Annotated in this window: 7 protein-coding genes; 3 read left to right on the top strand and 4 right to left on the bottom strand. The window is 37.7% G+C overall.

All coding sequences use genetic code 11. The features are described 5' to 3' along the window. Positions 1 to 473: 473 nt before the first annotated feature. Positions 474 to 1,388, top strand: a complete 915-nt coding sequence (locus tag R7P74_RS14010) for a hypothetical protein (protein ID WP_225474203.1) — start codon at positions 474 to 476, stop codon at positions 1,386 to 1,388. Positions 1,389 to 2,474: 1,086 nt separating this feature from the next. Here the strand turns inward: R7P74_RS14010 and R7P74_RS14005 are convergent. The 4 genes from R7P74_RS14005 to R7P74_RS13990 all read right to left on the bottom strand — a co-directional run bounded on the left by R7P74_RS14005 (position 2,475) and on the right by R7P74_RS13990 (position 5,679). Beyond that, entirely contained in the window at positions 2,475 to 2,903 is a 429-nt protein-coding gene (locus tag R7P74_RS14005; RefSeq protein WP_225474202.1) for a hypothetical protein, read from the bottom strand. Further along, positions 2,900 to 4,252, bottom strand: a complete 1,353-nt coding sequence (locus R7P74_RS14000) for a TcdA/TcdB catalytic glycosyltransferase domain-containing protein (protein WP_225474201.1) — start codon at positions 4,250 to 4,252, stop codon at positions 2,900 to 2,902. The genes R7P74_RS14005 and R7P74_RS14000 overlap by 4 nt, the downstream gene beginning before the upstream one ends. A gap of 4 nt (positions 4,253 to 4,256) precedes the next feature. Continuing rightward, positions 4,257 to 5,054, bottom strand: a complete 798-nt coding sequence (locus R7P74_RS13995; RefSeq protein WP_171346317.1) for a hypothetical protein — start codon at positions 5,052 to 5,054, stop codon at positions 4,257 to 4,259. A 298-nt stretch (positions 5,055 to 5,352) separates the two neighbouring features. Beyond that, positions 5,353 to 5,679: a hypothetical protein gene (locus tag R7P74_RS13990; RefSeq protein WP_171346316.1), complete on the bottom strand. Its 327-nt coding sequence runs from the start codon at positions 5,677 to 5,679 to the stop codon at positions 5,353 to 5,355. A gap of 262 nt (positions 5,680 to 5,941) precedes the next feature. Between R7P74_RS13990 and R7P74_RS13985 the strand changes: the two genes are divergently transcribed. Together R7P74_RS13985 and R7P74_RS13980 are read left to right on the top strand one after the other, a co-directional pair. Further along, complete coding sequence (locus tag R7P74_RS13985) at positions 5,942 to 7,192, top strand: HlyD family efflux transporter periplasmic adaptor subunit (RefSeq protein WP_262634369.1); 1,251 nt, start codon at positions 5,942 to 5,944, stop codon at positions 7,190 to 7,192. Further along, positions 7,192 to 9,321: a peptidase domain-containing ABC transporter gene (locus R7P74_RS13980; protein ID WP_225474199.1), complete on the top strand. Its 2,130-nt coding sequence runs from the start codon at positions 7,192 to 7,194 to the stop codon at positions 9,319 to 9,321. Before R7P74_RS13985 ends, R7P74_RS13980 begins: the two co-directional genes overlap by 1 nt. Positions 9,322 to 9,633: the final 312 nt, after the last annotated feature.

The raw sequence follows: 9,633 nt of genomic DNA, 5'->3' as shown, positions 1-9,633 counted from the left end.
TTGGCGCTGGACTAAACAAAGGCCCCCTTTTAGGGGGCTCACACAAAGCCACCTTCTTTAGAAGGTGGTAATTTACTTATCGAGCCAAAAAGTTGGATACAAATCCAAGAAGTTGGTCGATGTTGGCTGTGGTCTTTGTGTACGGTACCTGTTTAGTTGAAGCGATACATATGGTGTTTTTACCCGTGAACACATTCGTAGTGGGCACGTTGTGTATGTAATAGTTCTAAGAAGGTTTTGCCCCAAAGTCATTCAGAGTAAATGCTCTTTCATATCTTGCTGATGTAAATTTACCCTACAAAAAGTTATCCGATAGAATACAAACCAACATAACTGCCCCTTCACTATTGCTTGTTTGACTTGATAATTTGCCTATTTAACCAGTTAATTCCTCGAGGCATCTTGTTGGGGAATGATAAAGCACTGAAAATATTGTTATTATCCTTTTTCATTTACTAGTAAAACTAAACCCCATGAGATATGAATCCGCTCCTGTAGATCCAGTAGAAAGACAAAAAACCACAAGAGAACGTACAGTACGTCAACGCCTAGAACGTCAGGAAGAGCTGAGATATACCGCGAGCGATGAGAAACGATGGGCTGAAAATAGAGAGCGCGTTCTTGCTGAACGCAAAGCTGCCCAACAAGCTTATGGCTTAACAGAAAAAGAATGGGACGATGATTTACAAAAGCAAGCTAAAGAATATCAATGGGACACCTCTCAACAAGAGAACGTCAGTATTGCCGTACTAACCGTTGAAGAAGCCAACGAGTATTTGGATTTGCTCATTAAAGACACGCACGGACAGCTCACTATAGGTAAGGACTACACTGGCGTTAGCAAGGGACTTAAAGACGCTTATGACGTGGCCAAAGCTCTCGGTGGATTTGGGGCAACCGCCAAAGCCGTCAATATCAATGGTGTAATGAACATTGTGGTTGAGAACTACAAGCCTCGATATTTAGATTTAGGTGTCCGTTGGCAGGAAGCAACGTCTAAAATGCTTAAAATTGGCCACGACCTAAACACCGTTCGAGGCAATGTCAGTTTCTTGAGCAGCAATATCTATGTAGAACTTGTGTTCATTGGTGCGGTTAATGCAGTTGATTACATATTGCACGATGAAAAAACGCTAGGTGAGGTAGTAGGACAGTTTACATCGGATGTATCAAAAGGTGTGGTTGCTGGTGTGATTGCTCAAGGCATAACGATAGGGCTTAGAGTTGGAGTTACCGCAGCGTTTGCAGCGCCACCAACAGCGTTATTGTTGGGTTTCTTTGTGCTTACTGCTTTCGGTATTGGTAAAGTTGTTTCGGCTATTGATGACCAATACAAGTTCACCGAACCAATGAAAAAAGAAATTGAGAGGTTGATTGATGAAAATTAATCGTTTTCGCTCTGGACTATTTTTGGCGGCATGCATAGCATCATCATTGATCATAGTCCCGTTCTCTACCAATGGCCTTTACGACTCAGAAAGTCTCCCAAATGTGGTCGAAATATACAGCCCACTAAATGACGCGTCATTACTGGCTCTTAGCTACGCAATGATCACTGCATCGTTATTGTCATTGATAGTATTCACTACTGGCCGATGCTTAAGATGGTTACCTAAAGCGGTTGTGCTAGTTCTAAGCTGCTTATTCTTGGCTTCCTTTGCATATGGTTGGCATACGAATGTATCAACAAAACAAGAGCTTAATGAGAAAGGCTATATTGAATGTGTATCTGAACGGGAGCTTGCATTGAAGTTCTCAAGCAAAACTTATGTTCTTCCACCCGAGACTTGCGATTAAAGGTTTAGTGAAGATGGCCACTAGCGAACTGGTAATCAATGAAAGTAAATAGCCGTTTACTTTTTGAGGAAGCTTGGTAATCACTGCCAATACTTCGTCACATAGCGCAGGGGCATCTTCATAGGGGTAATATCATTAACGTCCACTGGGTGGTGCACGTCACGAATGTCCTAGCCAATTTTCAGCATTCTTACCATTCTTGGAGCTAACACACCTTGGTTGGTTAATGGGATACTAATCCTACCGTTTGTAGTGGCCAAAGGAGTTTGGCCACGCATTTGAAGCCCATCCATACATAAACTAATCAGTATTTCGCTAATTTAGCAAAATCACTAACTCAAAAATGTCCAGAAACGTGTTTGAATGGGACCGCTCAATCTGTGGATGCTCAAGACAACCAGTTTGATACTTTATCACTCAGTTGTAGCGTGAGTCAGACTTTGTAGTAGGAAGTAGTATGAAACTTTATTCCTCTCCTACATATGCGCTTCACTAACGCTTCGAAATTTTCGGAGACATACGCCATGATAAAATAACTCAACAAACTAACAGGAATAGGCATACTCGAAACTCAGTATATCGTTTAAAATGCAGACAATTTTGTTAGTGTTCAATCTCAAGTTGAATTTCGCAAAAAATTCGCTTGGCTTTGAAACTAAACCACGCAATAAAGCACATTATATTTTAAAACAGTAGCTAAGACTTTGTGAGGAGACCCAAAAACTCATAAAGCGAGGACCAACACTGTGAATTTTTGAGCTGTATCCAGTGATATTATCTGCCTTTTTTCTAAGTACTTTGACATAAGAAGATGCTAGTTCATTGAGCGCTGTAATTTGGATCTCTTGGATTTGGTGATGCACAGTATTATCTAACAATTTCCATTGCCCTTTTACTGCTGTCTTGTATCGTAAAACCTCTCCACCGGGGACTTTTAATAGTAGTGTGAATATATCACTTTGAAAGGATTCTTGACTGTAGATGGTCTTATCAATAGTGGCTGCGGCGGGTCCGTCTTTGATGCATTTCCAACTGCCTAAAATGGACTTTTCGTTAGCATACGTATAACTGGAGAAGCTAAATATCAAAATTAGTAATAATCTCATTTATTCATCCAAGAAGAGTTTATGTGTTTGAGGGTGAACATAGTTTGCTCTGAATAAGAAAGACCAAACTGTCTAAGTTTAAAAGCATAGGAGATAGCACTGGGGCTTGCTTCGTTGTCTAGTTTGCACAATTGATAAGCACATCCAATCATGACTTCTAACAATAGTGATGGTCCAGTTAGTATAAGGGTTACTTCTTCATCAACTCCTTTTTTAAGTCCATCATAACGATAGTGCTGGAGTCTTCGGTAATAATCATCGTCATTCATCCTAGTATTAGATAACGCCTCAAATATGTAGCCGTGAGTTTCACAGTGTCGATAGCGTTTTTTCATTTCTCTTAATACTATCCCCAGCGCTTTTGAGTTTGGATGAGCAGCTATGAGATTATTATTAAATTCACCCAAACTGTTCTTAGAAGCTGATATCGATAAAAGGTGCCGGTGTACAACAGGATATTTAAACATTGAAAAATGCAGCCCCTTAGAGATGACTTGTTCTAACTCAGATAAGACCTTCGGGTGATGCGCATTGAGCAGCTCAATACAACCATCTAACTCAGGTTCATTCTTAGGATTGCTACCTAGCAACTGAGATGCGGCGGTGTGACTAAGTACAACATCAACTAAATTTAAAAGAGAAGGGGTCAGTTGGCTTGTATGTTGAAGTAATGTGGAGTTGTATTCCAATTTAGGAAGTGTATCCACATCAATATAAACACCACCATACAACTTAAGGATCAATATTCTTAATATATCGCTTGCAGCTGCGAAATTACCCCTTAAGATCGTTTCATACAAGTAGAACTTTTTGAAATCATCATCAAAAAAAATAGCTTCAAAATCTCCACGTATATCTTTGACTTCAAACTTACTTTCCAAAATTGATAAATTATGACTATATTTATCTTTCTCTAATTGAAGTTTGAATACTAATTCTGGGAAATAAATTTGAGAGTATGACTCTAATGTTTTATCTAAGCTTGAAATCCCATTTTTTGTTGCAAATTGATATAAAATATTTTGTGATTTTATAAGATTACAGCCATTTTTATTGCAAATTAAGTTCAATAATTCATTTCTCAAAGAAGAGTATTGTGTTTGACTGTCTATCCAAAGTGTCAAAGATGAAGTTTTTTTTTGCCAGATATTTAAGTAATCCAAGCTATTTAGGTTAAGGTTACCAAGCCAGATAAAATGACACGAATTTGGCACTTCATACATATTTAAGCTAGAAAGTTCTCTCGTTCTTATGTTTTCTTTGCAGATAATCTCATTGATTAGATCATAGTTCTCTTCATCTATAAATTTATCGAACGTGCAGACCGCTCGTTTAAATAAGTCGACCAATTAATTATCCTCGTACTTTCTCTAGCAATTTTTGCTTCTCTTGAGTAAAAGTAACCCATTGCCTGAGCACCTCACTATTGTTAGCTTCGTTTTGCACTCCACATTGCTGACCACCAATACTAATATCAGGGTTCGAATACAAACCAATCACAAAACCATCTTTTAGGTTCTCATTCATTACTGTACGGTAAGGTCCGCAATGGTAAGCGTGCGCTTGGGATTGTGCTGACTGAAACCATTGGAGTCCGCCTTTCTCATGACCTGCCATTGCAAGGTGGCCTAGTTCATGTTCAAGAACATATTGGTTACCATTTAGTGTAATAGCAGCCATTCGAGCAACGTCTCCAGGATAAGTGTAACCTTTATATTCTGATGGTAGAGTCTTAACGACAACAACTATAAAGTCAGTTAATGACCCTAGATGCTCTTGCTTTTCTTGGTCAGACAAATTGTTTATCAGGCGATCGTATAAAAGTGAAAATTCTTTCGCACTGTGCGGAGTGAAAGCATTATCAACAAAAGTAACACTAGTCAAGAGACGTTCAATAGGTATACATGAACGTTGCAAAACTTGATTGGAGGTGGCCACTAATTCGGAAATCTGGAGTAAAATCTCGTCTTCACTCATATCAATTGAGCGCTCGACGAAAAACTTTAAAGTGGTGGTTAATGTATCATTTTTACTACATTTATGCACTACTAGTTCATTCTCTCTAGAAGTATTTGCGTTAGAAAACAATAACCACGACAAGAAGAACAATAACGCAAAAAATCCCAAAAAGAAGAGTGATTTTTTTTTCATATTAAAAGTTATTAAAGTTTAATTACTTTGACGCAGATAAATCTAATTAGCTATTTGTTAACTAATAATTAATCCGTACAGTCAACCAAAAAATTTTTAGTCTCAATACCAAACAGTATAAGCCAAAGCCTAAAAATCTATAGAATAAGCCAAACTTGATTTGTAACTTTTGAAATGAGAAACATTTTCATATAAAGAACTAAATCAACTAAATAATTAACAAAAACAACCTTATTTGGTAAAAATATGGAAAGTTATGGTACAGTTATATTTAAGTTTGGCTATTAGTTTTAAGTTTCTAAGATGCTTTAGCAGCGAAAACGCGAATTACATTTAGGCCAGAACCGCTACTCGAACTGCTACTTGAACCTCGACCTCTGCCACTGGCTCGGGTATTACAGCCTCCGGTTTTAATTGGAGTGCTTTGACCCATATCGTTACCTTTCTTAATGTTTGCTGCATTTGTACCAGAACCACCATACTGACCACCGCCTAACGCACTACCTACAATCTCATTTATTGCATTTGTATAATCATTTGGATTTCTGGGGTCAAAGCCGCCTACAACTTGATTTAAATCTTCTTCACTTAAAGTTTGAACTTTAGAGCAAGTCACTTTCTTCATTATTTATATCCTTGTCAATTTAACTTATATTAGCGTGACCTTAAAAAGCCGGTGCTTTTGCAAACAACACAATAAAACTAGTTTTGTTAATGAAATATTGCGCTGCTGTATGACTTATACGCTCTCAAAGTGAATGATTTCAACATAATTATTACATAAATTCATGATGTGTGACATTTGGCACATGTTTTGTGAATTATTCACTATTCCATTTATATGATTAGGGCATACTATAGATATATCTAAATTCTATAATTTTGGAATGGAATCAATGCTGTTTAGGGATGAGGTTGTTAAATCTAAGCGAACCAGAATTACTGGGAATATAATAATTGTTCAGCCTATATCAATTTATACTTCTTCTTTAATGATATTCTTGATATTTATTTTGGTCGTAATGTTTCTCACACATTCTGAGTACTCACGTAAAGAGAAAGTTAAAGGGTACTTAATTCCAGAGAAAGGGTTAGTTAAAGTGTTCTCGGATAGAGAAGGTGTTGTAGATGAACTATATGTTCAAGAGGCCGAATACGTTACCGCTGGGCAACCATTAATCAAGGTCAGAAATAGTCAAAGTTTAGCAACTGGTATGGAACTATCTGATGCATTGAGTAAAGAAATTGGTAAGCAGATATCAACACTTCGGGTAGAGCTTAAGACAAGAGAGAAAATTCTTGGAAATGAACGGTTACGGATTGAGCGACAGATTGTACAATTAAATCAGAGTTTGTCTTCTGTGAAAAAAGCAAGAGCCACGAATAAAAGACGCCTGACTATTAAAGAAGAACAATACTTAAAAAACTTAAAACTATTTAAAAAAAGGTATATTTCTGATACACAGCTTTCTATGTTTCAAGAAGAATATCTCGAAACTAAGGAAACGAATGATCGTTTTGAGAGAGAAATAGCAATAACTATGGTTGATTTATCTAAATTGGAGTCTGAATTAGAAAGCTTGCCAGAAAAGATGTTAATAAAGAAAGCTCTATTAGAAAGACAAATTTCCGAATTGGAGACAAGGCAATACGAGTTAGAAAACCAATATGAATTTGTAAAAATGGCACCAGAATCAGGAGTGGTAACTGCAATTCATCCATCGTTAGGCATGCGTATAAATAACCAATCTCCCATTCTTAGCATCATTCCTGAGAATTCATCGTTGGAAATTGAATTACTACTTCCGACACGTTCTGCAGGTTTTGTTCAGAATGGAGATATAGTACAAGTTCGATTTGATGCTTTTCCTTACCAAAAATTTGGTTTGATAACGGGGGCGGTTGTGAATATGGATAAAGCATTGATCTTGCCAACAGACAAAGTGCTACCGGTTAAAATTAATGAAGCAGTGTACCGTGTTAGAGCAAAGATAAATCAGCAGTCAGTTACCGCCTATGGAAAAGAATTTCCACTTAAGGTAGGTATGATAGCTGATGCAGACATTATACTAGAGAAGAGAACATTGCTAGAATGGCTCCTAGACCCCATTTACGCGCTTAAAGGGCAATTAGGTTAATGGAAGTCTCAAATATATCTGACAAGATCACAACTCAATCCCTAGATCTACTTTCTTTCTCAGGTCTTAAGCGTGTACCTATCATATTACAGTCAGAGGTATCAGAGTGTGGTTTAGCATGCTTGGCCATGATTTCATCGTTCTACGGTCATAAAGTAAACGTTAGCTCTCTGCGTAGTCACATGAAGCTTGGATTACAAGGAATGAATCTCAAGCAAGTAATTCACATAGCAGATCAACTACATCTCGCGGGCCGCGGAGTCAAATGTGAAGCCGAAGATATCTCACACCTTGCATTACCATGTGTTCTACATTGGAATCTTGATCATTTTGTAGTACTTACGAAAGTCTCGTCAAGGCACGTTTATATCAATGACCCTGCTTTTGGTCGACGTAAACTCACTCTCGCACAGTTTAGTCAATCATTTACGGGTATAGCGTTGGAACTCACTCCTACCGCCAAGTTTGAGAAAAATGATACTAGTAAAACAATTCGTATCAATCAGTTGTGGGAAAAGGTGACAGGCCTTAAACGAACTTTAGGTACGTTATTGATACTTTCATTGCTATTACAATTTTCGGCATTGATTTCCCCCTATTACATGCAATGGGTGATAGATAATGTTTTACTCAGTAACGATAAACCTCTGCTATTTGTACTTGCTTCTGGGTTTGCATTACTCAATCTAGTCCAAATTCTAATCAGTGCGTTTCGGAGCTGGATCGTAATTCGCCTCAGTAGTGCCCTTAACATTCAAATGGGTGCAAATCTATTTCAGCATATGATACGTTTACCTTTGTTATATTTTGAAAAACGTCATGTCGGCGATGTTGTTTCACGCTTTAGTTCCCTCAATTCTATTCGAGAGTTGTTTACGACAGGTTTAGTCGAGACATTTATTGATGGTGTCATGGCTATAGTCGTTATTATCATGATGTATTTATATCACCCTATGTTAGCGACCTTAGTTTTAGGGTTTGTATTTACATCGTTTATTATTCAGGTTTTTTTTTACTATCCTTGCCGTCAAGTTACAGAAGAGTCGATTGTTGCTAGTGCGAAGGAAGATTCTAATTTTCTTGAGTCTATTAGGGCGATTCAAACTATAAAATTATTTAGCCATGAGTCGGTGAGGCAAAACAATTGGCTCAACCGATACGCGGAAGTTATCAATACTGACATTCGATTGGGTAAGCTACGTATCTCTGAAGGAGTGTTGGTCAACCTACTATCTGGACTTGAATCAATATTGGTTGTGTACTTTGGTGCATTAGCAACAATGGAGAACGAGTTGACAGTTGGAATGCTTCTAGCATTTATTGCTTACAAAGGACAGTTTACTTCAAGTATGTTCGCATTCATTGATAACGTAATCTCCTTTAAATTACTTGGGCTCCATCTTGAACGGCTCTCCGATATAGCACTAGAAAATCGAGAAAGTACCGATGCAAAAGCTGTCTTACCTACACAAATTCAAGGGCACTTGACAGTGGAAAACCTTGCCTTTCGCTATGCAGATAATACAGAGTGGGTTTTAAAGTCAGTGTCTTTCGATGTAAAACCTGGTGAATGTATCGCAATTACAGGGCCTTCTGGATGTGGCAAAACCACCTTGATGAAGCTTTTATTAGGGTTACTAAAGCCTACTCAAGGGAAGATCTTTCTTGATGGCATTGATATCACTGCTTTTAACTTGAGTGAGTATCGATCCTGTATTGGTTCTGTGATGCAAAATGATAGCTTGTTATCCGGTACGATTGCAGAAAATATTACGATGTTTGATTCTAGCCTTGATGAAAAAAAGATGCTCGATTGCTGCAAAATGGCTTGTATTTCGGATGATATAGACTTAATGCCAATGGGATATCACTCTTTAGTAGGGGACATGGGGAGCGCGTTTTCCGGCGGGCAGTTGCAACGTTTGTTTTTAGCCAGAGCATTGTATAAATCACCAAAGTTATTATGTTTAGATGAATCCTCAAGTCATTTAGATGAAAACAATGAAATTTCGGTCAATAATAACTTAGCTCAACTTGGAGTTACTAAGGTCGTAATAGCACATCGAAAGCAAACTATCGAACGAGCAGATCGTGTTATAGAACTTTCTAAAATTAATGTTCTGTCGTAAAGTTTTTGGGTTTAGGTTTAGGTTTAGGTTTAGGTTTAGGTTGATATTTGTTCCATTATCACCTCAAACTCCAGAATTCAACTTTGTTTTAATTAGCTTAAGCACAAGGCTTAACAGAAGTCGCCCTAATCTTCGAACATGGTTTTCAGTTATTGACCTGTTTTGACAGGCTTTTAGAATCATTGAAACATATTATAACTGAAAGACGTGGAAACAACTCTCCTGAACTTAACTAGAAGGTAGCATTGGCGACAGCTAAAGGTGGCAATAATGTTGTTGAGTAGGTACAGGAATACAACAAAAGTTTATGCA

The organism is Vibrio sp. 2033 (genome assembly GCF_033339735.1).
Note: the sequence above shows the minus strand (reverse complement) of the source record. Positions and strands in the feature narration are given on the sequence as shown.